We start from the raw sequence: 25,311 nt of genomic DNA on the forward strand, positions 1-25,311 counted from the left end.
GTCACTAACCTGGCCAGCGGACCACCCGCGGCCCACGACGATCGGGAGACCATGACCCACACCACCGACCGGATCGAAGACCTCCTCCAGACCGGCGTACGCGACGAGGTCTACCCCGGCGCGGTGTGGGCCGTCGGGAACGCCGACGGCATCCAGGCCAGCGGAGCCGTCGGCCTCCTCGACCCCGACCACCCGGACGAGCCGATGCGGCTGGACACCGTCTTCGACGTGGCCAGCCTCACCAAGATCCTCGCCGTCTGGTCCACGATCGGCACCCTGGTCGAAGAGGGAAAACTCCAGCTCCACACCCCGCTGGGCGCCTTCTGGGACGAAGTCGCAGGCCACCCCCTAGCCCGGGCCACGGCCCACCACCTGCTCACCCACACCGCCGGCCTGCCGCTGCGCGCCAACCTGAAGAACCTCTACGGCACCGACCCCCAGGACATCCGCGACGGCGTCCTTCACGAGGCCCTCCACCGCCCGCCCGGCGAAGCCGTCGAGTACACAGACCGGGCGGCCCTCGTCCTCGGCTACCTCGCCGAACACCTCTCGGGTCAGCCACTGGACCAGCTCGCCATCGACCGCATCTGGCACCCCCTGGGCATGACGCAGACCCGCTTCGGTCCCCTCCCCGATGCCGAGGCGGCCCGCTGCGCCCCCACCGAGTACGACGAGACCACCGACACCCACCTCAAGGGCACCGCCCACGACTTCTCCGCCCGCCTCCTCGGCGGCGTCTGCGGCATCGCCGGCGCCTTCTCGGTCCTCGACGACGTCGCCCTCTTCCTCCGCCACATGCTCGCCCCCACCCAGACTGCCTTCGGCCCGGCTTGGATCAAGGACTCACTCCACCTCCACACTGGCGACCTCACCCCCGCCCGCGGCCTCTTCTGGCACCCCGCCCCCGGCACCGACCCCACTGAGGACATCTGGGTCCACTACGGCTTCACCGGCACCGGCATGTGGATCAGCCCAGCCCGGAGCTGCTGGGCTGTCCTGCTAACCAACAAGGTCTACTTCACCCGCGACCGCGGACCATTGACCGAGATCCGGAACAGGTTCAGAGCCAGTCTGTTCGCCTAGCCAAGTCCCTTGGCACGCCGCGCTACTGTCCCCCGCAAACGTAACCACGATGATGACGAACGACGTAGACGAGCAATGCCTTACGGGTCCAGGTACAGCAGCACCGAACCTCCCACTTGAGGCAGGTCAGCGACCGAGTGCAACGGCCAGGAAGGCCGCAGTGATCGCCGGTAGCAGCATGACAATGGCGTACCGCACGCAACGGTTCTTGGCTCGGGCGATCCTGCTCGTCTCCCTCAGCGCACGGAGTAGCCGGGGCTGGGGATCTGAGCCGTCCCGCCTGAGCCCAGCCGACAAGTCGGCGCGCGTCTCTGCACGCACCACGTCTTCGTAGTACGCGAGGAGGCCGTGCCTCTCGCTGGCTCGTGCCCCACGGCGCGGGGCAAGAGCCAGGAGCAGGAAGACTAACGCCCCGGTCGTGGTGGCCGCTGCCGTCCACCACAACGGGACGGCCCACAAGACATCGAGGGGACGTCGTACGAGAAGGAGCCCGAAGAGTGTTCCCCCAGTAGCCAGAAGGATGGCTGCCTTGCCGTCAGCCCGGCCGATCTCCAGATAATTCTGTGCGATGAGTTCGCGCGAAAGAATCACCACGTGGTCCGCGTCCGAGACATGGTGTTCGGGCCGGGTTCTCAAACGGGCGAGGCGAGACGGTAGAGCCCACATCACGGCGCCCCTCCGTGGAAGCCGTTCATGCCGCTGTGCGGTACACCCGCGTCGCCGATCCTGCGCAGGACCTCATCGCCCTGGGGTACGCCGACTTCGCTGAGGAGGCGCGCCAGGTTCACCCCGACGAAGCCCCGGTCCTCCTTCGTCAGTCCCTGGAGCGTTGCCGCCAGCGTCCGCTCCCATCCGTCCCGCTCGGTGAGCAGGTCGCCGTGTGCGACCGTCCAGTCGAGCACCTCCCTGGCCTGGTCGGGATGGTGGAGCAGCCAGAGGGCCGCCAGACCGACCGGCCCGCCGGCCACCACCTCGCGGTAGAAGCGGTAGGCATCGCGGTGGGCCTCGCCGAAGCCCGGCGGGAGGAGGAGCTCGGCAGGATGACTTGAAGCCGGTAGGAGGCCGGCTGGAGGGTCCAGGAACCAGTAGGTCAGGCCCGCCCCGTCGATGTTCCGCGGCTGACCGGGGGGCTCGACCTGAGCGGTCCCGTACAGGGTCGGCGGCTGTCGAAGGGGATCAGAAGCACCCGGCAGTCCGGCACTTCCACGGACGGCCTGGTCGATCAGCCGACGCGCGGCGTCCTCCGTCAGGCCGCTGCGTGCCGCGACCACCGGATTGCTGACGTTCCAGGCGACTTCGTAGCGTGCTCGCGAAGGCGTTGGTGTCGCAGGACCCCGGCGTGGCACCTCCACCACGGTCCGGCGTTCTGCCAGCGAGACCCACCCGATCGAGTCGAACTCCCGTCGGAAGGTCGCCCCGATCGAAGGTCGGGGGTATCCCCAGATATCTCCGCCCCGGGGCGGCTCGAGGCGATCCGCTTCCTGATCCGAGAGGAAGACGAGCGCGCGATCCGAAGACGATCCGAACCGTTGTCGCAGCAGCTGCCGAACCGGTGAAGAACTGACCGACGTAAACAGTGGCCTGCTCATGACGCACTCCTCCTGCGCGATGTGTTCGTGTGATCTCGGTGGCGTCCCAGTAGGAAGCGGATGACTCCCCGACGATGGCGAGCGGTACGGGAGAGCTCGCTCACCACGAGGTCGAAGGCCGTCCTCTGGAACATGTCGGGGTCGGCTTCGACCCGCCCAAGCCCTTGGGCCATCGCTTCGTACGTGGCCGGGTCGTCAAGGCCCAGCACAACGAGGGCAAAACCCTGAGCGGGGTGGCACTCAAGAATGCGGGCGAGGCTCATCCGGACCGCACCCGGTGTACCCGGCTGAGGGAACGTCGAGAGGGACATGGAGTGAATCACGTGCACCGCCAGCGTGTGACGTGGTGTTCCCCGGCCGTCTCCGAGCCATCTCGTCACCGCCTCAAGGACCTCGATGTGGTTCGCCTGCTCGGTGAGGAGGGCGCCCAGCGCGAAGGAGACCGCGGAACGCAGCTTCGCATCCAACTCCGGAGAGGAGCCGCCGAGGACGTTGTCCAGGAGTTTGAGGGCCGCGCCCGGCCGGGCGAGCCCGTAGCTGCCCCCGCAGGTCTCGGCGACCGTGCAGCGGAGAACTACGGATGACCGGCTGCTCCACCGACGCATCTGCTCCTTGACCGCACCGGAAACCAAGGGGTACTGAACGAGCTCTCCCAACGCCACCGCGACCAGCCGTCGGCGCCAGCGGTCCTCCGAGGAGGCGAACCGGTCCAGCTGAGTCAGCACGCCGGGGCCGGTGGCATGCGCGAGCACCCGGCCAATCGCCTTTCCAGCTGCCAGATCGAGGCCCGGCTGATAGTTCAGCTGCTCCAGAGCTCCCCACAGCGCCGCCGGCATGCCTTCGAAGTCCAGCCAGAGGTGGCGCAGAATTGTCGCCGCGCGGTGCCTGCCCGAGAAGACGATCGGCTGCACGGGGTATCGAAACCGGTCGGCGGGAGAACTGCGTGGTGTCTCCAGGCGTGCACCGATGGCTTCGAGGCGGTCTTCGAACGAGGGGCCGAGGACATCCGGCAGCTGATCGTCCGGGGCCTGGTTCTGCCCCGTCTTTGCAGCACGTACACCGAGTAGTGGCCGCATCTCGGTGGCGAACTGCTCGATGACCGTGCGGTCCTGTCCAGGGAGCAGAGCGACGGCCGCCATCAAGGAGACCTTGTCGGCACTGTGCCGAGCCTGAGCGAGCGCGGACCAGGCAGCGGCCTCGGTACCGGTCAGTAGGTCCTCGAGCACAGACCCGATCGGTGTAGACGTCTCCGCGGACTGCCGCAATCCCTCCGCCAGGTCGACGGCATCACCGGGCAGTGAATGGGTCGAGAGGTAGTCAGTGGACTCAGGGGAGGCCAGGTGCCGCAGTGCGGCGTCGAGTTGCAGGCTGTCGAGCCCCCCTTTGGCCGCCATGAGCCGTAGTCGTCTCTCTGCGATCTCGTGCGGTCCGGGTGCGGCATGTGCCTCTTCCCACCGGCTGGCGTCTGGCGGCAACCGGGCATCCTGCGCCATGGTGACGACCAGGTGAGCCCCGGCGTCGTGCAAAGCCTTGGCCAGGCCCGTCAGCCGCACTTCGTCGAGGGCCCGGGCCGAAGCCGTCGGCAACCCCTGCAGGAGGTACCCGCGGCCGGCCTTCGGCCGCCATGCCGACAGATCCGCCATCGCATCCAGACCCGTGACACCGTCCTCGCCGTGCCTTTCAGCAAGAAGGGCGAACCCCGCCGTGCCGGCGCCCGTTCCGGCCTTCGCCCTGAGCAGCACGATCCGGCTGTCCAGAGCCTTACGGCAGCGTACGTACGACGGCGGTTCGACGAATCCGTGCAGCCGGTCGCGCACCTCTTCCGCCGGATAAGGCCCCTCGCGCAGGCGCGGTTTGAGGATTCCCTCGATGGCTTCGTCGTTGGATGCGGCGATGTGCAGGAAGTTGAAGTCGCCTCCGACGTTCCCCATGAACGCAACTCCGCTGTCCACCCGTTGGTGGCCCTCGCGGAGGGAGCTCTGCTGCCCGGTCCCCGGTCTAACCGACGGATCGGGCTGATCGGCGTCCGGCTGCTCGTCCGGCTCGGCGGCCGGTTCAGGTCCGGCGTTCACCGGTGGTCCCCGTCACCGGTCCGCTTGTCACCCGCAACGTTGTCTCCGCTGCCCCAGTGCTGGTTGGTGCCGCGGTACGTGGTCGCGGGCGCGGTATAGGTGAAGTCACGACCGACGTTGCCCATCACTGCGGCACCTTCCCCGACGTGCTGGGAGTTTCCGCGGTACTCCGTTCCGGAACCCTTGTCCGGTGCCACGGCGGGCTCCGTCGGCACCGCAGCTACGGGTTCCTCACGCGGCCGGATGCCCGCCCGCACGAGGTTCCCCGAGGGCGAAGGAACGTACAGCCAGGCCCGCTGCGAGAAGTTCTTGCCTTCGACGGTGGCCGACACTTCGACACACCGGTCGGGGTGGAGCCCCGTGTAGGCGCCCAACACGACGTCTTCGTAGACCCGCTCCGAGACGATTGCGGCGAGGTGGGTGACCTCCTCGCTCGCCGCGGCGAGGATGGCCTTGACCGGACGCGAATCCAGGAGCCGGTGCATGTCGTTGCGGGCCGTGCCGTTGCCGTCCCCGGGCTCGCCCCCGTCGGGCAGCGGGCCGACGTGGATGCTGGCCCGGAGCCTGATCCGCGGACCAACGGCCTGCCGGTTGTACGAACCGAGCACGTCATCCAGAACTCCCAGGAACGGCCAGAGCACGAAGGGCAGGTGAACCGGATCGAACCCGAAGACGACACCGTCCCCCGTATTGGCGGGAAAACGCTGGGCATCGCGCAACTGGTGCAGGCCGGCCCGCTCCAGGGCCTGGTCCACCAGCTGGGGAATGAGCTGGCTGACCGGGCCGTGTTGAGCGGCCGGCAGGCCGGTGAAGTCCTTCGCGTCAACGGCGAACAGGGCGCGGTAGGGCGGAAGCGGTCGGCTTTCGGCGTACGGAACAGGCACGGGTACAGACATGCGGGATCTCCTCACGGATGGTCCGGTAAGCAGCCGTGGTCGGGCTGCTTCGAGGTTCCATCCGCGCCACTCCGCCGAGTGCACAGCGCTGGGCGCACAGGATGTGTCCCAGGTCACAGACCGGCGACCTCAGTCGGCCGCCGCCCAGCGCTGTAGGGCCTCCACGTCCCTGATGACGATCACCCGCCGCGCCGTTTCGACCAGCCCGACGGCCCGCAGCTGCCCCAACCCGCTGATGACCGCATTGCGTGTGACGCCGATCGCCTGCGCGACCTCGTCCTGGTTCAACCCCGTCAGCCGGACGGCGTTGCTCTCCGCCATCTGATCGGTGGGCACTGCCAACCTCAGCAGTGTGCGCGCCAGCCGCACGACCAATGGCAAGGTCTGCAGTTCGGCTCGGTGGATGTCGGACTCGCGCATCCTGGCGAGTGCCTGGCGCATCAGATGCATGACCAGTCCACGCTCCTCGACGAACTGGACGAAGCGCTGTGCGTCCAGAACGACTGCAGCGCAGGGCGTCAGGGCAACGACGTCCGCCGTCCGCGAGGTCCCGTTGAAGACCGAGACTTCTCCGAGGAGGTCCCCCGGCCCTCGAAACGCGAGCCACGTCCTGGCGCCATTCGGTTCACGGCAAACCACCTTGGCCAACCCGGAGGTCAGAGCGAGGAGGTGCGTCCCCGGGGATCCCTGCCGCAGCATCACGCTGCGCTCGGAGTACATCCTGGTCACGCCTTGACTGCGCAGGTCGCGCCAGACTTCATCGGACAGCACGCGTCGCCTTCCCATCACGCCCGCATCGGTACACATCGGCCCCCGAGTTGTACGCCGATGTGGCGGGCAGCATCGGCGCATGGGTGATGTTGACCGGAAGTGGTCGTGCCACTTCGACTCAGCGGCAACCCGCACCGAAACGCCCTCCGGCTGGGTACAGTTCGGGGCCAGCGGTCCACGACGTCGTCGGGTGGTGGGGTGGGAAGGCAATTCTTCATCGCCTTGGGGAGCGGCAAGTACCGCCACCTTCCGAAGGAAGAGCAGCTGGCCTCCGTACCCGGGGACGTACGGGCGACGACCGAGCTGTTCCAGGCGTTCGGCTACACGGCCGTGTTACCGGGTCTGGGGGACTACGAAAGCGCCGACCAGATACGTCGGAAACTGACCCATTGGTCGTCTGATGCCGATCTGACGGCCGATGACGTCGTCGTGGTGTACTTCGCGGGCCACGGCTCCGTGGAGGAACGGGACCGGCACTACCTGCTGTGCTGGGACTCGCAGGAGGACGACCTCGTCTCCAGCGCCCTGGCCACCGAAGACCTCGTACGCATCCTCTGCCGCGGCGAGCTGCGTCACCTTCTGCTCATCCTCGACACTTGCTCCGCAGGAGCGGGCAGCGCGGATGCCGCTGCCGTCGCTCTCCAGACGATCGCCTACCGGAGCACCTCCGGTCACGTCTCGACTGGCCTGTGGTTCCTGGGCTCGGCCCGGCACAAGGACATCGCAGAGGACGGCATGTTCGTCACGGCCCTGATCGCGGCCGTCGAAACCACTGCCGACAGGACCGGACAGCGCCAGCAGTATCTGGACCTGACCGAACTCGTCAAGGCGGTCAACGAGCAGTTCGATACCGGAGGCCACGGCCAGCGAGCCGAGCTGGCCAGTGGACTGGTAACCGGTCTCGCACCGTTCCTGGCCAACTCGAACTACCGGGAGGAACTTCCGCCCCAGGGAACTGATCTACAGGTCCAACGCCGTGTGGCCGATCGGGACCTGGACGAGCACTTCGGCCCCCGCTCCCGGGGCGTGGAGTTCGAATCCGAGCAGGGCCTGTACTTCAGCGGGCGGATCCGGGTGCTGTCCGAACTCGTGGCCTGGATCACCTCGCCCCGAGGCGACGGTCGCGGCAGGGTCGTCACCGGCAGCCCCGGATGCGGAAAGTCCGCGGTGCTCGGACGGATCGTCGCCCTTTCAGACTCCGGGTACCGGGCTCGTCTGGACCTCTCCGATGTCGACACTTCGACCGTGCTTCCCGCCGGATGCGTCTCGGCAGCGGTCCACGCCCGCCACAAACGGCTGGAGGAGGTGGTCGAACGGATCGCGACCGCGCTGGACACCCGTACCGAAGGCCCCGCCGCCCTGCTGCAGGAGCTGACACGGCGCGGGCGCCACGGGGCACCCATCGTCGTCGTGGTGGATGCCGTGGACGAAGCGGGGTCGGACACTGCCGCGGACGCCGGCGGCCACGGCGAGCCTCGCCGGATCACTCGCGAACTGCTGCGACCCATGTCGGAGATTCCGGGCGTGAGGCTGCTCGTCGGAGCCCGCCACGAACTCGTGGGCCCGCTGGGGCGCACCTTCACCGTCATGGACCTGGGTCAGCAAGGCTACCGGGCGACTCAGGAGGACGTATCCGGCTACGTCGCACGGATGCTGCTCGCCAGCGACGAACCCGAGATCCCAACGCCGTACCGAGATCAAGCCGATCGTGCCCGTACGGTCGCCGACGCTGTGGCGGCGAAGGCAGCCGGCGTCTACCTCTACGCGAGGACGACGGCACGCACCCTGCGCTCCGACGGATCCACCGTCGACACCAGCCGGCAGGGCTGGGCCGAGGACCTGCCCAGTGAGGTGGGTGAAGCCTTCGATGACTATCTGGCTCGCTTCGGACCGGACGAGGCCCGGGTGCGACGCATGCTGCTCGCGCTGGCCTTCTCGGAGGGGAAGGGGCTGCCCCGGGGCCACGTGTGGACCGCGCTGAGCTCGGTGATCTCGGGGGTTCCCTGCACGGAGGCGGACATCACTTGGGTCCTGGACGTGGCAGAGGCTTACGTCGCCGAAGTCATCGACGATGACCGAAGGTCCGCGTACCGCCTGTACCACAAGGCGCTCGCCGAGCATCTGCGTGCCACTGCCGACCGGTCGGCGGAGCAGGTCCAACGGTCGATCGTACGAGCCCTGCGCTCACTCGTCGCCAAACCGATCGACGGGCCGCCGGGCTGGTTCGGTGCCGTCGGCTACGTCCGTCATCATCTGGCCACCCACGCAGCCGCGGGCGGCGTGCTGACCGGCCTGATCGAGGATCCCGGTTTCCTGCTGGCCAGCGATCCACGAGCGCTCCTCACGGCCTTCTCCTCCATTGAGGGCGATACAGCGCGGCGCATCCGAAGCGCGTACGAGCAAGTGGCGCACCGGCTCACTCCTGATCGTCCGCTCGGCGCCCGTGCCGCGGACCTGCAGCTCTCTGCCCGACGGTGCGAGGCCGATCCATTAGCCGACAGCATCGAGGACCTGTCGCTGGAACGTCCCTGGGCCGCGAACTGGGCCTGGTGGTCCACGAGCGGTGTCCACCGGCTGCTGGCCGGCCATACCCGGAACGTGAGCTGTGTTGCCGTGGGCGCGCTGGATGGTCGTCCCATCACCGTCACCGGCAGCATCGACGGCACGGCACGTATCTGGGATCTGACAGCTCAGCAACAAATCGGCGATCCCCTCTCCGTCGGCATCGCCGTCAGCGCCGTAGCCATGGGGGATCTGGGTGACTACACCGTGGCTCTCACCGGGGGCGAGGACGGCACGGTCAGGATTTGGGACCTTTCGGCAGGCCAAGAACACGGAACTCCTCTGCGCGGGCACACGAACCGGGTGGCGAGCATCGCGATGGGGGCTCTCCGCGGGCGACCGGTAGCACTTACTGCCAGTGCCGACGGCACGGCACGGTTGTGGGACCTGCAGGATCGGTGCCAGCTGGGGAACGAGCTGACCGAGCACCGTCGTTCGGTGCTCGCCGCTAGCTTCGGCGAACTCGATGGGCGGCCGATCGCGGTCACCGGCGGGGACGACAAAGCCGTTTACGTCTGGGACCTGTCCGAAGTGATCGACGGTGGGAACGCTCGTGTGGATGGCAGCCCACTCATCGGCCCAGCGATGGGCGTCTCGGCAGTGTGCGTATCCAAAGTCGATGGCCGGACCATCGCACTGGTCGGCGACCAGGCAGGCATGCTGAGCCGCTGGGACCTACACGATCGGCGTCAGGTCGGGGAGCCGGTCAGTGCCCACGTCTACTACACCCGCAGCGGGGTGACCTCGGCTGCCGCCGGCCACTTCGAAGGGCGCCCGGTGGCAGTGACGAGCGGCCGGATGGAGGCACGGCTCTGGGACGTCCGCACCCTCCAACAGGTCGGTCCGCCGCTGCGCGGCCACGTCGGCGACATCACCGCGGCAGCGCTCTTCGACCAGGACGACAGCGCCTTCGCCGTCACGGTGAGCCAAGACCGGACGGCTCGCATCTGGGACCTGACCGCAGACCAGCCCTCAGAAGGCCACGCACGACCAGTACTGGCCGCGGCCTACCGCTCGCACCAGGGCCGGTACCTGGCTGTCACCGGGAGTGAGGACGGATCAGCTCGCCTGTGGGACCTGCGCACCGGCCAGGAGTGCGCTTCCCCACTGGAGGGTCACACCGGACAGGTCATGGCCGTCGCGGTCGGAGAAGTGGGAGGTTCACTCGTCGTCGCCACGGGCGGGTCCGACACCACCGTCCGGTTGTGGGAGCCGCTCCGCGCCGACAACTCGGCCACTCCCCTTCTCGGCCACACGAATGCCGTTCGATGCGCCGTCTTCGGCGACTTCGACGAGCGGACCGTACTCCTCACGGGAAGCGACGACGGAACGGTACGTCTGTGGGACGCGCGCGACGGCACCGCGCTTTGCCCACCACTGTCTGGTCACATCGGAGGCATTCGGCACCTGTCGGTCCGCAAGGTCGGACGCATGCTAGAGGTCGCTCTCTGCACTTCTTTGGACCACGGATACCTGTGGCACATCGCCCCCGGGCCGAGCCAACCGGCCGCAACGCGCCACGGCCACTTCGATGCGCCTGCGCTCACACCCGCCGCCCGGACCGTAGGGGTCGGGTTCCACCAAGGGCGCCCCGTCGTCGTGGTGATCCTGGACGGAAACGCGGTCCATGTCCGGGACCTGGAGACCTCCGCCGCCATCGCAGGTCCCTTTGTAGGCCACACCGGTTTCATAACAGCGGCCACACTGGGCCAGATAGGCAGCAGGACAGTCGTCACCACTTCCGCATACGACAACACCTTGCGCACGTGGGACATAGCGTCCGGCACGGAGGAGGGCCCGCCACTGGAAAGCTGCAACAACCTGTCGCCGGGCTCGCAGGTTCCTCCTGTGATCGGGCGAATCGGCAGCGTTCCGGTACTGATCGGGATCGGCTCCCAACACGTCCGCTTGTGGAACTTGACGACCATGGAACCAATGGGCGAGCCACTGTGCGGCGTCGAACATCACCTACTCTCGGCCGACATCGCACATGCCACTGACGGCCGTGCGGTCGTGGTGACGGGGAACTTCGACGGGTCGGTGCGGGTCCACGACCTGGATAATGGCTGTCAGGTCGCTGCCCATCTGACCTCCGGGTCCCCATCGACCTACAGCGTCGCCACGGAGCTTCTGGACGACGAGGTCATCGTAGTTCGCAGCAACTGGACGGACGTTGACGTGTGGTCTGTCAGCACCCGCCGGCGGCTGTGGAAACGGGCCGGAGCCACGCAGTTGTCCTGTGTGAGCACGGTCGGCGGACGGCCCGTGGTCCTGGCAGTGTCCGGGGACTACACGCTCAACGCGTGGGACCTGGCAACCCAGGTACCCGTCTGTCCTCCCATGGTGGGACACACCGCCATCGTCAACGCACTACGGGTCGGGTACACGGACGCGGTGCCGATCCTGGCGAGCGCCTCGTACGACGGAACCGTGCGCCTTTGGGACCTCCGGACCGGTCACCCTCACGGAGAGGTCAGGACCGGCTACGCGATGGGAGCGACCGCCATGGACTTGGTCGTCATGGGCGGACGCAGCCACCTGCTGATCGGGGCCGGTGACGGCCGACTCACCATGGAACCCATCGACGGCCCCTCGTCCTGCGCCACCGAGCTGGACCTATTCCCTGCCTCGGTGAGACGCATCCGTGTGGCGAACGTGGACGGAACTCCGACCCTCGTTGCTGCCGACGTGTACGGCCTGGTGCGCGTCTGGGACCTTGAAGCGCGTGCTCTCCGAGCGGAGATCAACGTTGGCAGCGGAATCAACGGAGTTGCCGTCGACGCCACCGGACAGATCTGCGTGGCGACCGACATGGGGTTGGTGGCGCTCCGCATGACTCCTGCAAGTCGTAGAGCTATGGGGGAATCCATATGACCCGTGTCGTCTTAGTCCACGGCATCGCACAGCAGTTGAAGGGACCTGAAACCATCACCGAGGCATGGCTTCCGTCCTTGAACGACGGGCTCGCCATCTCGGGCTCCGACCTGCTGCCGCGCCAAGACGTCTCGGTTGCCTTCTACGGTGACCTATTCCGCCGGCCCGGCCACCGCGGCTTGGGCGAGCCGCCCCTCGACGCATCGGACGTGGAACCCGGACTCGAGCACGAGCTGCTCCTCGCGTGGTGGCAGGCAGCCGCGGACGCCGAGGTCCCTGTACCCGGTCCGGATGCCCCTGCCCGGCTGCGAACCCCACGCGTCGTCCAGCGAGCACTCAACGCGCTCAGCCACTCGGCGTTCTTCGCCGGCCTCGCCGAAGGCGCGATGATCGGCAGTGCACGCCAGGTCCGACGCTACTTCACCGAGCCAGAAGTCCGTCGGGCTGCCGGAGAACGCCTGACTCGCGCGGTCACCGACGAGACGACGGTGATCATCGCCCACTCCCTGGGCAGTGTGGTCGCCTACGAGATGTTGTGTGCCCACCCACAGTGGCAGGACCTCACATTGATCACGCTCGGATCTCCCCTCGCCGTACGCGGCCTCGTGTTCAACCGGCTACGTCCCGCGCCGACCGGAGGTACGGCCCGGTGGCCTGTCCCTGTGAAGCTCTGGATCAACATCGCCGATCGCGGAGATGCCGTGGCCCTGATCAAAGAGCTCGCGCCTTTGTTCGGAACCCGTGTCCAAGACCTGGCGGTCAACAACGGCGCGCATGCCCACGATGTCCGCCCCTACCTGACCGCACGCGAGACCGGACTTGTTCTTGCAGAGGCGCTCAGCTGAGCCGCTCGTTCCGACACGGGGGACAGTGATCGCCCACCCACTCGGAACAATGAGGTACGTCGCCGCGACTACGAACACCGTGACTTTGACGACAGGTCTACCTTCGGACTCCAAGGAACGGAAACCTCCGAACAGTTCGATCGAATGGCCGGGATTCACTTGCGGGCTGTGAGCTCGGCGAGGAGGGCCACAACCGTGGCGGCTCCCACGACCGCAGCACCAACTTCCGGTGCGTACAGAGCCAGGGTGGTGACGAGCACACCGACCAGCAGAAGCAAAGCAACACGCACACTTGTGGGTTCCACGGACACTTGCCTTCCGTACGGGGGAGAACGGGGATCTGCATCCAGCGTGTGTCCCTCGCGGAAGACCTTGACGACCTGTGACGCCACCTGACAGCTTCGGCCAAATTTCCCCGCCGCTCGACATGATCTCGGCCGAGAATCGAAGATGTCGTGCGTATCCAGCGGTCCATCTGATTGACAGAACCTGACACACCGACGAGGGGGATCACATGGCGGGCGTCCAGTCGTGGAGGAAGCCGGACCTACGCGGACGCCCCGTACTCAAGAAGCTCAACCACGACCTGCACGATCTACGGCTGGACGCTGGGCTCCCGTCTGCACGAAGCATCCGCGACCGGATCGGGAAGGACGCGCAGGACTACTGGATCGTGAATCACCAGGCCGTGCTGGACACCTTTCAGAGGCCGGACCTCCCCAAGCTGGGCCGCCTGGAACTCATCGTCGCCGTCCTGTCCGAGAGCGCGGGTCGCGACGACCCCGAAGGCGAAGCCAAACGGTTCAAGGAGCTATGGAAGCAGGCATACGACGAGACTGTCGCGCAGGCATCCGTGCAGGCGCCGACCGAAGCCGCTGGTTTCGGCGTCAGCGACGAAGCGGAAACCCCAACTGATTCTTCGGATTTGTCCGACCAGGACGCCGAGGAAACTCCTCAGCAAGGTACGCAAGGGACATCAGCCGATGAGCAGGAGCCTCTTGACGCCGATGAAGCGGCTACAGGCGTCAACTTCGCCGAGGAATCCCTGAAGGGATTGATCATCAATGCGTCTCAGGCCCTGTGGGACGACAAGGATGCACTGAGGGTCTTCCTCGGTGTCGTGCGCCGCGGTGAAGGGTTCGTCAAGATGGCGGACGCTCTAAATGCGAGCAGGCCGGCGAACGCCACGTTCTACGGGGTCGAAAGCAAAGAGTTCGAGGTGACCTCTTCGCCAGCGCGACATGAGCTGGTCATGCTGAACCGTCTCCTTCGGGAGCACAGGGTCAAGCGACGGTGGTCGTTCACCTACCTGGGAGAAGAGACAGGCATTCCGTCAGACGACTGGATCCGTTGGTACACCCATGACGAGCTGCCGACTCGTGAGGCGGTCGTAGCCTTCTCTCACGTGGCCCACCTGACGCTCGAGGAGCACGTGCTTCTCCTCGGGCTTTGGGAAGCGGCATACGAGGCGTTGAGGGCGCAGCGTTGCTTCGAGGATCTACCGGATCGGATCAGCTTCGACGAGGCATGGTCGATGCGGGATCGGACGACACCAAACTTGTGGGCATTAGCGGGGATCACAGGCGAAGAGCGGCGTGCGTACGGGCCTGACCTCGCAACCGGAACTGCTCCAGCATTCGTCGTGGCAGGGCCGCCGGGGTCAGGGCGGTCCACAGCACTGGTGAACATCTCGCGCTCTCTACTCGCCGCCAACGCCCGCATCGTTCTGGTCGCGCCAAAAGTGTCGCCCTTGCGAGACGTTGCTGGCCAGAGCGGAGTGGTGGACTGCTTCGTACACGACTACCTCGGCACCGACGAACTCGAGGCAGCCCTATCGTCGGCGTCTCCCGAAGAACCGGTCGTTGTGGTGATGGACGACGCGGAGGTCCTCGACAAATGCGATGCCGGACGTCTCCTCAAGAGCGTCGTGCATCAAGGATTCGAAGAGGGTACAGCCCTGGTGGTCGGCTGCCGCGAAGACAAACTCCCTTTCGGCTTCGGCTGGCTCGAGGAGACGAAGAAGGCCCGCCGTGGCCTTCTATTGTCCCCGCAGGAGCGGAGCACGGGCGATGCGATCGGCATCAGAATCAGCGACTCCACCACTGGCTGGACCATCACCCCTGGTCGCGGCTGGCTGCACCTCGGAGACGGCAAGCTACTGCCTGTCGCTGTGCCGGGGTGAGGCACTACTGAGCCTGGTGAGGAAGTCCTGGCCGAAGAGCTGTACCGGCGCATATCCGCCGACGGCCAGCCCATGCCGAAGCAGACCCCGCGCGTCAACGCTCCGTAGCCCTTCACCCAGCCCATGTCGCCCCGCCGACCAGCGGCGTCTCTCCTTCGGAGGCACCCTCCGCTGGGGAGAATCTGGGGAGGATGAAGGCCGTTGGGGAGCGGCTGGGGAGGATCGGCCGTACAAACGGGCAGCATGGTGAAAGGGTCGGAAAGGTCGATCGCCGCAGGACAGACCGCGCGTGCGGGCTATTTCCGCAGGTCAGCGGCGTGAGGGTGACGACTTCAAGAAGATCTCCTCGTGGGCAGCCATCCTCTTCGCCCCCACCCTGGTCGGCACCATCTACGGCATGAACTTCGAGAACATGCCCGAGCTGAAGTGGGCGGCCGGCTACCCCTTCGCGCTCCTGCTGATGGCGGTGGTCTGCGTCAGCCTCTACGTCATCTTCAAGAAGCGCGACTGGCTCTGACGGACGGAGCGCGCATGACGGTCGACGCGCATCCTGCGAGTGTGGCGTTCGGATGTGACGAATCGGTCTCGGCTCGGGGAAAACCGACGTCCGGCCGCAGTTGAGGGACTTGCCTGTGCTCGGCGGCCGGGAAGAGGCCGCTCCGTGCGCTCGACGTGGGCTTTGCCCGCGCAGCGTGTGGGTCCTCCGCAGGAAGGTGCCGCATGAGCGCGCCCACCACAGTGAACCTGACGAAGGCGTCGCCCACGGTCTCGCTGGACAAGCACGGGGTGACCTCTGGTCTCATCAAGGTCAATCTGAACTGGACGTCCCCGCGGGCCGCCGCCGCGGCCGGTGAGGCCCGGGGTCTGTTCGGGCGGATACGGGCGTCGCTGCGATCGGCGGCGGCGGCCAAGGAGGTGGACCTGGACCTGGGTTGCATGATCCGGTGCGCCGACGGCACCAAGACGGTGGTCCAGGCCTTGGGGAACGCCTTCGGTGCGGTGGACCGGTTCCCCTACGTCGCTCTGGACGCGGACGACCGGACCGGGGCTCTCGCGACCGGCGAGAACCTGGTCGTCAACCTGGACCACCAGGCCGAGTTCCAGAAGCTGTTGCTCTTCGTCTACATCTACGATGGCGCCGGTGACTTCCGCGGGCTCGACGCGGTGGCGACCCTCACCTCCGACCGGGGGGACCGCTTCCGGGTCGATCTCGACGAGTGCCCGCCCGGGGCGCACGCCTGCGCCATCGCCCTGATCAAACGACAGAAGGGCGAGCTCGTGATCGGACGTGAGGTGCGGTGGTTCACGCCACAGGTCGGGTCCGGCATTCAGGACGTGATCTCTCGGGCATACCGATTCGGCATGAAGTGGACCCCGGGCTCGAAGTAGACGGCCACGGCGTTCACAGAGCGGGAGGGGCGGGGTGGGTGTGGGTCGTGGGGTGCCGGCCTTTGACGGCGAACTGGCCGCGGCGTTCGCCGCGTTGGGCGTCAGGGGGCCGGTGACGCCGGAGAACCTGGCGGCGTGGCGGGAGCGGGATGCCGCGGGCAGGCCTCGGCCGACCGTGCGGGAGCTGCGGGCCGGTGGGCGGTTCGAGGTGGAAGAGCTTCGGGTGCCGGGGGCGTCGGGCGCTCCGGACGTCACGCTCGTGAGCGCCCGTCCCGCCGGGGCCACCGGGCCGCTGCCGTTGCTGTACTACATGCACGGCGGCGGAATGATCACGGGCAACGCGTGGTCGGTGCTCCCGCGGTTGCTCCGCGAGTGGGCGCTCCCGCTGGGGCTGGCCGTCGTCTCCGTCGAATACCGGCCGGCTCCGCGGACGCGGTACCCCGGGCAGGTGGAGGACTGTTACGCCGGGCTCCGCTGGGTGGCCGGGCACGCGGCCGGGATCGGCGTCGACGCGGACCGCGTCGTCATCGGCGGCAAGAGCGCCGGCGGCGGGCTCGCGGCGGCGCTCGTCCTGCTCACCCGCGACCGGGGCGGACCGGCCCCGATCGGGCAACTGCTCCTGTGTCCGATGCTCGACGACCGCGACGACACCTTCTCCGGCCGCCAGATGGCCGGCGTCGACACCTGGGACCGGACCTCCAACGCGACGGCGTGGCAGGCACTGTTGGGCGACCGGTACGGGTCCGCCGACGTGCCGCCCTACGCGGCCCCCGCCCGCGCCTCGGACCTGTCCGGCCTGCCCCCGGCCTACATCGACGTCGGGTCGGCGGAGACCCTCCGGGACGAGGGCGTGGCCTACGCGAACGCCATATGGCGGGCCGGCGGCCGGGCCGAACCGCACGTATGGCCCGGGGCCTTCCACGGCTTCGACACCATCGCGCCGGCGGCGGCCCTCAGCCGGGACGCCCACGAGGCCCGTACGCGCTGGCTGCGGCGCGTCCTGACGCCGTCCGGTCCGGGCGACGGGCCGGCCCGCGGGGCCGCCGGGGCCGCCGGCTGAGCCACCACCCACCACGCCGGGGGGGGCGGCCGAGGCGCGGCCCGCCGAACCCCGGCCCGGTCACCGGCCGGTCGGCGTCGGCAGGCCGCGGAGGATGAGACGGATGCCGAGGGTGAAGCCTCGGGTGTCCAGGGCGGGGAGCCCGCCGGGGTGGGCGGCCGACGCCTCCAGGGAGGCGGCCAGGGCCGGGTAGTCGGGGTCGTAGCGCGCCGGGGGGAGGACGAAGCCGGCGGCGAAGGTCTCCAGCGCGGAGCCGAGTACGAGGTTGTCGATGGCGGCGGCGGCCTCGGCGGCCTCGGCCGGTGTGCACCCCGAGCGGGTCAGGGCGTCCAGCAGGGTGTCGTAGCCGCGCAGGGCCTTGTCGGAGGCGACCCGGCGGCGGGCGACGAGCGGGATCATGTGCGGGTAGCGGAGGTAGACGCCCCGGTAGCCGTGGGCGTACGCGGCGATGCCCTCCACGCCGCCCGGGTCCGTCAGCGGGCCGAGGTCGATCTCGTCGTTGATCAGCTCCGCGACCGCGTCGAGCAGGTCTTCCTTGGACGCGACGTGGTGGTACAGGGAGGCGCCGCGCACTCCGAGCCGGTCGGCGATCGTGCGCATCTTCAGGGCTTCGACGCCCTGTTCGTCCAACAGGTCCAGAGCCGCGCGGGCGATGAGCGCACGGCTGAGGAGGTTCTGGCTCGGCCGTGCCATCGGGGGCTCCCTCGTCTCAGCTTGCAGATTACCTGCCGGGAACGCTTCACAAGCCGTCGGGAGCACCGCTACATTCACGCCACCCCGTTTTCCTAACGCGGTTAGATTTAGCGCGTCGGCGCCGTTCCCGGCTGCCCGCGCTCGGTGAGGTGATCATGAACGACACGTCGAACCCCGATGCGGATGCCGCCCGGCTCCACGCGCTCGGCTACCGCCAAGAGCTGCGGCGCAGCCTCGGCATCCTCGGAAACATCTCGATGGGGTTCGCGGTGGTGTCCCCCGTCGTGGCCCTGTACGCCGTCTCCATGGTGGGAACCACGGTGGCCGGCCCCATGTGGATATGGGCCTTGCCCCTGGTGCTCGTCGGCCAGTGCCTGGTCGTCAACGTCTACGCCGAGTTGACCTCTCAGTGGCCGCTGGCCGGCGGCCCGTACCAGTGGGGCAGGCGCCTGTTGGGCCCGGCGTTCGGCTGGCTGGGCGGTTGGGTCTGGCAGTTCGCCGTCATGTTCGGCAACACCACGGTGGCGTACCTCGCGGCGCCCTGGGTGTACGCGCTCTTCGGAGCGGCGCCGACGCCCGGCGGGCTGGTCGCGGTGGCCGTCGCCATCCTGCTCGTGTGCATGCTGGTCAACGCGTACGGGATCACCATCCTGCGCTGGTTCGTCTCGCTCGGGATCGCCGCGGAAGCGGTCGCGTCCGTACTGGTCGGCCTGATCCTGCTGCTCTTCTTCCGCGAGCACGGCTTCCCGCTGTTCACCGAGACGCTCGGCGCCGAGGCACTGTCCGGTGGTTCGACCGTGGCCGGTTTCCTCGCGGCCGTGGCCGTCGCCGGATGGGCCTTCATCGGCTTCGACGCCTGTGTGTCGACCGCGGAGGAGACCAAGGACGCCGGGCGTCAGGTTCCGCGAGCCATGTGGTGGGCGCTGCTGAGCGTCGGCGCCGTCGTCATCCTCAACGCGATGGCCGTCGCGTTGGCGCACCCGCACCCGGAGGCGGTGGTGGCCGGCCAGGACATCGACCCCGTCACGACGGCCGTGGTGCACGCCTTCGGCGGTTGGTCGGACAAGCCGTTCGTGGTGGTGGTCCTGATCGGGTTCCTGGCCTGTGCGATGGCCTCGCAGGGCGGCGCGGCGCGCGGTCTGTTCTCGCTCGCGCGCGACGGCGCCTTCCCCTTCTCCCGGCACGTGCGCAAGGTCAACCGGCGCCAGGCACCCATCGGCGGTCTCGTCGCCTCCACCCTCATCAGCGGGAGCGCACTCGCCCTCGGGCTCAACGCCACCGCCATCGGCAGCCTCATCTCCTTCGGCACCGCCGCCACCTACCTGCCGTTCTTCCTCGTCTCGCTCGCCGCGCTCATCGCCCGGCTGCGCGGGAGCTGGGTGCCCTCGGGCCACATCCGGTTGGGCGCCAAGGGCACCTTCCTCAATGTCCTCGCCGTCGCCTGGACGGCCTTCGAGGTGGTGAACGTCTGCTGGCCGCGTACGACCCTCGCTCCGCCGGACGCCCCCTGGTACCAGGTGTGGGCCGCTCTGCTCGGCACCGGTGTCGTGCTGGGTACCGGTCTGGTCTACCTCGCCGTCCGCCGCCCGCACCACCGGCTGCGCGAAGAGGCGGCGGCGTCCGCGTCGGCGCGCGCCGAGGACCTGGAAGTCGCCGCCGAGCACCCCTGAGGCGCCGGGTCGGCGAGGCCCCCGCCACAGCACCTCGGACCCACTCGCGCCCCCTCCCCCGATCCCCCCCCCCCCCCGCACGCCTCCTCGGAAGGACACCTCGCATGGACCTGCCCCGCCCCACCCGCCGCACGTTCTGTACGGGCGCACTGACCGCCGCCGCGACCGTCTTCCTCACCTCCCGCGGCGCCGGAACGGCCGCGGCACTGCCCGCCGACGGCACGCTTACCGTCCCCGCCGAGTGGGAGAGCCACTCCGGCTGCGTCATGGCCTGGCCGTGGGACCGCACGGACGGGTGGGCCGGCCTGCTCCCCCAGGTGCAGGCCGAGGTGGCCGCCATCGCCAAGAGCATCGCGCGCTTCGAGACCGTCCTGATGTTCGCCGAGCCCGGTACGGTCGCCGACGCCCGCCGCCAGTGCGGGGCCTCGGTCACCGTCGTCGAGTACCCGGTCAACGACTGCTGGGCCCGTGACACCGGACCGATCTTCGCCCTGAACGCGGCCCGCACCCAGCGCACGGGGTTGGACTTCCGCTTCAACGGCTGGGGCAACAAGTACCCGTACGACAAGGACGACCTGCTGCCGGTCGGCGTCTGCTCCTACCTGTCCGTACCGCGCAAGCCGGTGGACCTCGTACTGGAGGGCGGCTCCGTCATCACCGACGGCCAGGGCACGCTCATCACCACCGAGGAGTGCCTGCTCAACCCGAACCGCAACCCCGGGATGACCCGCGTCCAGATCGAGGCCGCGCTGCTCGCCGCGTACGGGGCGAGCAAGGTGATCTGGCTGCCGTACGGTCTCGACAACGACCTCATCACCAACGGGCACGTCGACCTCGTCGCCTCCTACCTCGGCCCGGCGAAGGTCCTGCTGCACACCCAGCCGAACACCTCCAGCCCCAACCACGCGCGCATGGAGGCCAACCGGGCCGTGCTCCTGGCCGCCACCGACGCCTGCGGACGGCGTTTCCTGATCGAGGAACTCCACCAGCAGCCCCACTTCCAGGTGAACGGCGCGACCGTGGACACGTTCAGCTACACGAACTACTACCTGACCAGCGGCAGCGTCGTCGTCCCGACGGCCCAGGAGCCGGACGACACCGCCGCGCTGGCCCGGTACGCGGAACTCTTCCCGGGGCGGGAGATCGTCGGCATCCCGGCCCGAACCCTGGCCTGGGGCGGGGGCGGCGTCCACTGCATCACCCAGCACATCCCAGCGGTGTCGTAAAGACGATCGGACCACCCCCGCGGCCCGCGGGGGTGGTTCTTGAATGGTCACTCATGTATCTTTGACCCATGCCCCGACCTCGCGAGTTCGAACCCGAAGACGTCCTGAACCAGGCCATGCTGCGGTTCTGGGAGCGCGGGTACCGGGCGACCTCCATCGAAGACCTGGTGAAGGCGACCGGCGTGAAGCCCGGCAGTCTCTACGGCGCTTTCCCCGGCGGCAAACACACCTTGTTCCTGAAGGCACTGGAGCGCTACTCGAAGCTGGTCGTCCCCGGGAAACTCGGCGAACTGGAGGCGCCGGACGCCTCGGTGGCCGAGATCCGGGGCTACTTCGACGGACTGGTGCAGGACCTGCTCAGTCCGGAAGGACGCCAGGGCTGCCTGCTCGTCAACACCGCGATCGAACGGGCCGCCGAGGACGACGAGGCGGCCGCCGTCGTACGGGGCCACCTGGCACGACTCGAACGGTGCATGACCCACGCCTTGGGCAACGCGGCGCGCCGGGGCCAGGTGCGCACCTCACTTGACCCCGTCGGCAGTGCGAAGCTGCTGGTCGCGACCTGCCAGGGGCTGATGGTCGTCGGGAAGGCGAATCCCGACGAAACCCTGCTGCGGGCGATCGTGGACAACGCCTTCGTCGCCCTCGCCTGACGCCGGCAACCCTCGGGCCGCCCTCGTGGTGGCCCTTTTTCCGGGCGCATATTTGAATGACTACTCAAGAATGGATCGCACAGATGAAGGCCATCGTCATTTCCGCCCACGGCGGCCCCGAGGTCCTCACCCTCACCGAGCTTCCCGATCCGGTGGCCGCCGACGGCGACGTGCTGGTCCGCGTCAAGGCGTTCGGCCTCAACCACGCCGAGGTGTACATGCGCGCCGGGGCGTGGGGCGAGGTGGCCGCGGTGCCGGGGATCGAGTGCGCCGGCGTGGTCGAGCACGACCCCTCCGGCCGGCTCGCCACCGGCACCCGCGTGGTGGCGATCCTCGGCGGGATGGGCCGGACGCGCAACGGCAGCTACGCGGAGTTGGTGACCGTGCCCGCGACCAATGTGGTGGCGGTGCGGTCGTCGCTGGGCTGGACCGAACTGGCGGCGGTTCCCGAGGTGTACGCGACCGCGTGGAGCGGCCTGTTCGGCGCCCTGGACCTGCGGCCCGGCGAGACGGTCCTCGTCCGGGGCGCGACCTCATCGCTCGGTCAGGCCGCCGTCGACCTCGCCGTCGACCACGGCGCGACCGTGGTCGCCACCACACGAAACCCGGCGCACACCGCGCTGTTGAAGGAACTCGGCGCGCACGAGGTGCTCATCGACGACGGCGCGCTCGCCGCACCGGTCCGTGAACGGGGGCTGGGCGTCGACGCGGTGTTCGACGTCGTCGGCAACAGTGTCCTGCGCGACTCCCTCGCCCTGGTCGGGCCCCGCGGCCGGGTGTGCCAACTCGGTTTCCTGGGCGGGTTCGAGCCGGTACGGGACTTCGACCCGATCGCCGACCTGCCCAGCGGCGTGCGGCTGAGCTTCTTCGGCAGCGCCTTCGTCCTGGGCACCCCGCACTTCCCGCTCTCCGACGTTCCGCTGGAGGAGATCTACGCCAAGGTCGAAGCGGGCACGCTGCGCGCCCGTCCCGCACGGGTCTTCGCCTTCGAGGAGATCGTCGAGGCCCACCGGGTCATGGAGGCGGGGACCGCCCTCGGCAAGATGGTGGTGACCCTCGGCTGACCGAGGAGGGGTCCGGCCGCAGCGGCCGACACGGCACCGCGCCCGACTCCGGTGAAGGAGCCGGGCGGGGCGCCGTATCGGCGTCTCAGGCGGCCGGTGGATCGGCCGGCCGGCCGGCGGACTATTCGACCGTCGTCCAGTCGAGGGTGCGTTCCACCGCCTTCTTCCAGCCCGCGTACCCTTCTTGGCGCTGGTCCTCGGACCACTGGGGCTCCCAGCGCTTGGACTCCTGCCAGTGCGTGCGCAGTTCGTCGGTGTCGCCCCAGAAGCCGGTGGCCAGACCGGCCGCGTAGGCGGCGCCGAGGGCGGTCGTCTCGGCGACGACCGGGCGGCTGACGGGAACGCCCAGGACATCGGCCTGGATCTGCATGCACAGGTCGTTGGCCGTGACGCCACCGTCGACCTTCAGTACGTCGAGGTGGACGCCGGAGTCCTGCTCCATGGCCTCGACCACGTCACGGCTCTGGTAGCAGATGGCTTCGAGGGTGGCCCGGGCCAGGTGGCCGCTGTCGTTGTACCGGGCCAGGCCGACGATCGCGCCGCGGGCGTCGGAGCGCCAGTACGGGGCGAACAGGCCCGAGAAGGCGGGTACGAAGTACATGCCGCCGTTGTCCTCGACGGTGCGGGCCAGCCGTTCGCTCTCGGCCGCGTCGGTGATGATCTTCATCTGGTCCCGCAACCACTGCACGGCGGAGCCGGTGACCGCGATCGAGCCCTCCAGGGCGTAGATCGCGGGGCTGTCGCCGAACTGGTAGGCCACCGTGGTGAGCAGTCCGTGCTGCGAGCGGACGAGTTCGGTACCGGTGTTGAGCACCAGGAAGTTGCCGGTGCCGTAGGTGTTCTTGGCCTCGCCGGGCGCGTAGCAGACCTGCCCGACGGTCGCCGCCTGCTGGTCGCCGAGGACGCCGGTGATGGGGATCGCCGCGCGCAGGGGGCGGGAGGTGCGGGTCTCCCCGTAGGCCTCGCGGTGGGAGGAGGGGTTGATCTTCGGCAGCATGGCCCGGGGAACGCCGAAGAACCCGAGCAACTCCTCGTCCCAGTCCAGGGTTTCGAGGTTCATCAGCATCGTGCGGCTGGCGTTGGTGACGTCCGTCGCGTGGATTCCGCCGTCGGGACCCCCGGTGAGGTTCCACAGGACCCAGCAGTCCGTGTTGCCGAAGAGGGCGTGGCCCTGCTCGGCCGCCTCGCGTACGCCGTCGACGTTCTCCAGGATCCACTGGATCTTGCCTCCGGAGAAGTACGTGGCCGGCGGCAGCCCCGCCTTGCGGCGGATGGTGTCGCCCTGACCGGACCGGTCGAGGGCCGCGGCGATGGAGTCGGTACGGGTGTCCTGCCAGACGATGGCGTTGTAGTACGGGCGGCCGTTGCGGGGGTCCCACACCACGGTCGTCTCGCGCTGGTTGGTGATGCCGATCGCCGCGAGGTCGGCCGGGGTGAGGTTGCCGTGCCGCAGGGCGTTCTGGATCACCGAGTTGGTGCGTTCCCAGATCTCGACGGGGTCGTGTTCGACCCACCCCGACCGCGGGAGGATCTGGGCGTGTTCCAGTTGGTGCTTCGCCACTTCGTTCCCGGCGTGGTCGAAGATCATGAAACGGGTGCTGGTGGTTCCCTGGTCCACCGCGCCGACGAAGTCCGCCATGGGGTGCCGCCTCTCCTGTGGGATGGCCTGCTCGCTGCCTCAGGCAGCCGTGGTCACGCCTCCGGTCCCTCGGGGGCCGGCACGCGTCCGGGAGGCTCCGGCTCGGCGGTCGGCAGGAACCGGCCGATGAAGAGCTTGTAGAGGGCCGCTCCGACCAGGCCACCGATGAACGGTCCGATGATCGGGACCCAGAAGTAGATGTTGCCGTACTGATCTCGCCACGCGTGCCCGTAGCCGGTGATGAAGCTCGCCAGACGGGGCCCGAAGTCACGGGCGGGGTTGATCGCGTAGCCGGCGTTCGTACCCCAGGCCATGCCGATCGCCACGACGACCAAGCCGATGATGAACGGGGCCAGGTTGGCGCCGGGAGGCGTGCCCAGCAGGTCCGTGATGGCCAGGATCAGGAACAGCAGGATCGCCGTGCCGATGATCTGGTCACGCAGCGCCCCCCATTCCGTCACCGGCAGATTGGGGTTGCCGTTGGCGGGGAGGGTGGAGAAGACGCCCTGCGTCTTCGTGTGCGTCGGGTCGATCGTCGAGAGCGCCTCGCTGTAGTTCCATCGCACCAGAAGGGCCGCCACGAAGGCGCCGGCCGTCTGCGCGAGGGCGTACGGGGCGACCCTGCTCCAGGGGAACCCCTTGAACGCCGCGAGTGCCACGGTGACCGCGGGGTTGAGGTGCGCGCCGCTGAGGCGGGCCGCGACGTAGACACCGAGGGTGACGCCCAGGCCCCATGCCCAGGCGATGCTGTCGTGGTTGCCGAGCCCGCCCGGGGGGTCCGTCAGACCTCCGCCGGCCACTACCTGGGCCACCACGCCGACCCCGAAGAGGATCAGGATCATGGTGCCCGCGAATTCGGCCGACAGTTCGGCGACCAAACCTGTCATTTTCATTCGCTTGACCATCGAAGCCCGCTTCCCGCCGGCCCAGGACCGGCCGTGGACTGCCCGGGTCCCTCCCGCTTCTCACGATAGGACGATCACTCGTGAACCGCACGGCGTCCCCGCGGGGGCGGGCGGTGAGCCGTGGTCGGCCTGGTCACG

18 protein-coding genes and 1 pseudogene are annotated in these 25,311 nt (G+C 68.6%); 11 read left to right on the forward strand and 8 right to left on the reverse strand.

The genetic code is table 11. The annotated features are described in order from the left end of the window. Nucleotides 1-51: 51 nt before the first annotated feature. A complete protein-coding gene (locus tag ACV7NM_RS07235) occupies nt 52-1,083 on the forward strand; it encodes a serine hydrolase domain-containing protein (protein WP_463409495.1) in 1,032 nt (343 codons plus the stop codon). Nucleotides 1,084-1,209: 126 nt separating this feature from the next. Here ACV7NM_RS07235 and ACV7NM_RS07240 read toward each other — a convergent pair whose 3' ends face one another. From ACV7NM_RS07240 to ACV7NM_RS07260, 5 genes are all read right to left on the reverse strand, one after another. After that, a complete protein-coding gene (locus tag ACV7NM_RS07240; protein ID WP_463413863.1) occupies nt 1,210-1,749 on the reverse strand; it encodes a Pycsar system effector family protein in 540 nt (179 codons plus the stop codon). Continuing rightward, nucleotides 1,749-2,354, reverse strand: a complete 606-nt coding sequence (locus ACV7NM_RS07245; RefSeq protein ID WP_463409496.1) for a hypothetical protein — start codon at nt 2,352-2,354, stop codon at nt 1,749-1,751. Before ACV7NM_RS07245 ends, ACV7NM_RS07240 begins: the two co-directional genes overlap by 1 nt. Nucleotides 2,355-2,668: 314 nt before the next feature. Next, nucleotides 2,669-4,744 (reverse strand): hypothetical protein, encoded by a 2,076-nt coding sequence (locus ACV7NM_RS07250; RefSeq protein WP_463409497.1) that lies wholly within the window; start codon nt 4,742-4,744, stop codon nt 2,669-2,671. Further along, complete coding sequence (locus tag ACV7NM_RS07255) at nt 4,741-5,640, reverse strand: hypothetical protein (protein ID WP_463409498.1); 900 nt, start codon at nt 5,638-5,640, stop codon at nt 4,741-4,743. Before ACV7NM_RS07255 ends, ACV7NM_RS07250 begins: the two co-directional genes overlap by 4 nt. 129 nt (nt 5,641-5,769) lie before the next feature. Then, nucleotides 5,770-6,411 carry a Crp/Fnr family transcriptional regulator gene (locus ACV7NM_RS07260; protein ID WP_463409499.1) on the reverse strand — a complete coding sequence of 214 codons (642 nt, stop codon included), beginning with the start codon at nt 6,409-6,411 and terminating at the stop codon, nt 5,770-5,772. 99 nt (nt 6,412-6,510) lie between these two features. Between ACV7NM_RS07260 and ACV7NM_RS07265 the strand changes: the two genes are divergently transcribed. The 6 genes and pseudogenes from ACV7NM_RS07265 to ACV7NM_RS07290 all read left to right on the forward strand — a co-directional run bounded on the left by ACV7NM_RS07265 (nt 6,511) and on the right by ACV7NM_RS07290 (nt 17,323). Continuing rightward, complete coding sequence (locus ACV7NM_RS07265; RefSeq protein ID WP_463409500.1) at nt 6,511-11,847, forward strand: caspase family protein; 5,337 nt, start codon at nt 6,511-6,513, stop codon at nt 11,845-11,847. After that, a complete protein-coding gene (locus ACV7NM_RS07270) occupies nt 11,844-12,692 on the forward strand; it encodes a hypothetical protein (RefSeq protein WP_463409501.1) in 849 nt (282 codons plus the stop codon). Before ACV7NM_RS07265 ends, ACV7NM_RS07270 begins: the two co-directional genes overlap by 4 nt. 514 nt (nt 12,693-13,206) lie before the next feature. Further along, nucleotides 13,207-14,874 (forward strand): AAA family ATPase, encoded by a 1,668-nt coding sequence (locus ACV7NM_RS07275; RefSeq protein WP_463409502.1) that lies wholly within the window; start codon nt 13,207-13,209, stop codon nt 14,872-14,874. 331 nt (nt 14,875-15,205) lie between these two features. Next, nucleotides 15,206-15,391: pseudogene (locus ACV7NM_RS07280) on the forward strand (CorA family divalent cation transporter); the annotation flags it as partial. A gap of 203 nt (nt 15,392-15,594) precedes the next feature. After that, the gene (locus ACV7NM_RS07285) at nt 15,595-16,263 is read left to right on the forward strand and encodes a hypothetical protein (RefSeq protein WP_463409503.1); all 669 of its coding nucleotides are present in this window, start codon (nt 15,595-15,597) and stop codon (nt 16,261-16,263) included. A gap of 52 nt (nt 16,264-16,315) precedes the next feature. Continuing rightward, entirely contained in the window at nt 16,316-17,323 is a 1,008-nt protein-coding gene (locus ACV7NM_RS07290; RefSeq protein WP_463409504.1) for an alpha/beta hydrolase, read from the forward strand. A 60-nt stretch (nt 17,324-17,383) separates the two neighbouring features. On the opposite strand, the gene ACV7NM_RS07295 is transcribed toward ACV7NM_RS07290, so the two are convergent. Continuing rightward, nucleotides 17,384-18,016, reverse strand: a complete 633-nt coding sequence (locus ACV7NM_RS07295; protein ID WP_463409505.1) for a TetR/AcrR family transcriptional regulator — start codon at nt 18,014-18,016, stop codon at nt 17,384-17,386. A gap of 155 nt (nt 18,017-18,171) precedes the next feature. Here ACV7NM_RS07295 and ACV7NM_RS07300 point away from each other — a divergent pair, with 155 nt between their 5' ends. The 4 genes from ACV7NM_RS07300 (at nt 18,172) to ACV7NM_RS07315 (ending at nt 22,629) form a co-directional block, all read left to right on the forward strand. Then, nucleotides 18,172-19,686 carry an APC family permease gene (locus tag ACV7NM_RS07300; RefSeq protein WP_463409506.1) on the forward strand — a complete coding sequence of 505 codons (1,515 nt, stop codon included), beginning with the start codon at nt 18,172-18,174 and terminating at the stop codon, nt 19,684-19,686. Between the two features lie 104 nt (nt 19,687-19,790). Then, nucleotides 19,791-20,912 (forward strand): agmatine deiminase family protein, encoded by a 1,122-nt coding sequence (locus ACV7NM_RS07305; protein ID WP_463409507.1) that lies wholly within the window; start codon nt 19,791-19,793, stop codon nt 20,910-20,912. A gap of 68 nt (nt 20,913-20,980) precedes the next feature. Then, a complete protein-coding gene (locus tag ACV7NM_RS07310; protein ID WP_463409508.1) occupies nt 20,981-21,565 on the forward strand; it encodes a TetR/AcrR family transcriptional regulator in 585 nt (194 codons plus the stop codon). Between the two features lie 56 nt (nt 21,566-21,621). After that, entirely contained in the window at nt 21,622-22,629 is a 1,008-nt protein-coding gene (locus tag ACV7NM_RS07315) for a zinc-binding dehydrogenase (RefSeq protein WP_463409509.1), read from the forward strand. A 121-nt stretch (nt 22,630-22,750) separates the two neighbouring features. Here the strand turns inward: ACV7NM_RS07315 and glpK are convergent, their stop codons facing one another. Both glpK and ACV7NM_RS07325 read right to left on the reverse strand, forming a co-directional pair. Then, nucleotides 22,751-24,268: a glycerol kinase GlpK gene (gene glpK, locus ACV7NM_RS07320; RefSeq protein ID WP_463409510.1), complete on the reverse strand. Its 1,518-nt coding sequence runs from the start codon at nt 24,266-24,268 to the stop codon at nt 22,751-22,753. A 53-nt stretch (nt 24,269-24,321) separates the two neighbouring features. Then, the gene (locus tag ACV7NM_RS07325; protein WP_463409511.1) at nt 24,322-25,161 is read right to left on the reverse strand and encodes an MIP/aquaporin family protein; all 840 of its coding nucleotides are present in this window, start codon (nt 25,159-25,161) and stop codon (nt 24,322-24,324) included. Nucleotides 25,162-25,311: the final 150 nt, after the last annotated feature.

The sequence above is a fragment of the Streptomyces sp. Tek67B01 genome (assembly GCF_055231995.1).